Origin of the sequence: Sphingomonas sp. IW22 (genome assembly GCF_041321155.1) — a bacterium.
GTDB lineage: Bacteria > Pseudomonadota > Alphaproteobacteria > Sphingomonadales > Sphingomonadaceae > Sphingomonas.
This window is the reverse complement of record NZ_JBGGWB010000017.1, coordinates 1-1084: the sequence shown is the minus strand read 5'-3', so window position 1 is coordinate 1084 and position 1084 is coordinate 1. Positions and strand designations below refer to the sequence as shown.

Sequence of the window (1084 nt, the reverse complement as noted above, 5' to 3'; positions counted from 1 at the left end):
TGTACAGTAGGGAGCATATTAATTGGGTCACATTATATATATTTTACTTTTGGTTTAAATTAAAAGTCAATGAATACAAAAAATATTTCTATGTATTATAAAACGAAACAAATGTAATTAACAGATAATTCATGAATTTCAAAAAGTTTTTTACATATCAAAACTTTGTGTGGCCTCCATTTCCTTTGATAAGAGCATCGATGCGACGGGGCATGCCATCTACCAGCTTTACGCATGTCTCTCTTAATTTAGCATTCACTTCATTATCTCTATGGCAGATGCCAAGTATCTTATTAATAAGCTCATTTTTATTTGTAATTGTCAGTTTTCGTAGCTTATCCTTAATCACTGCCCAAAGAGTTTCAATTGGGTTCATATCCGGAGAACAGGGCGGCCATGGCAAAATATCGATGCCCTTATTATGCATAAACATCTTTGACAGTTTGGAGGTGTGACATGTAGCATTATCCTGCTGAAATATCCATTCTTCATTATACCATTGATCCGCTTGAGGTATCAAACAAGTATTCAAGACATCTATATACTTATGTGTATTCATCGAACCGTCTACCACATGAATTCTGCCAAATCCATGGTAACTCATGCATCCCCAGATCATAACTTTCATAGGTTGTTTGACACGCTGCACCATGTGTAAAGCTGACAATGGCTCTGAGCCACATCTTACGAAACGTGGATGAGCCAATTGAATTTCAAAAGAGGACTCATCCGAGAATATAACCTTTCTCCATTGCTGGGCTGTCCATTGCCTGTGTTGCTTTGCCCATTGTAAACGCTTTTTCTTGTTGATGGATGTTAGCATTGGCTTTACAATTGGCTTTACAGCAAATCTTCCTCCATCATTGAGCCTTCTTCGGATAGTATGGACTGATAAATGTGAACTCACTTCCTTCTTTATATCAACAGCAGTTAGTCGAGGGTTTTTCATACTTGCTCTGAGAATTAGTCGGTCATCATACTTGTTTGATAGTCGCTTTCTTCCACATTTACCTTTTCTGTTAGTGTTAATAAAATTTCCAGTTTCATTGTAACGCTTAATTATTCGGTTGACGGTAGATTGCGG

General features: G+C 37.0%; 1 protein-coding gene. It reads right to left on the bottom strand.

Annotated features, from left to right (window positions below):
• Window positions 1–157: 157 nt before the first annotated feature.
• The coding region (locus ACAX61_RS19440; RefSeq protein WP_370716191.1) for a transposase at window positions 158–1084 on the bottom strand (927 nt) is incomplete at its 5' end.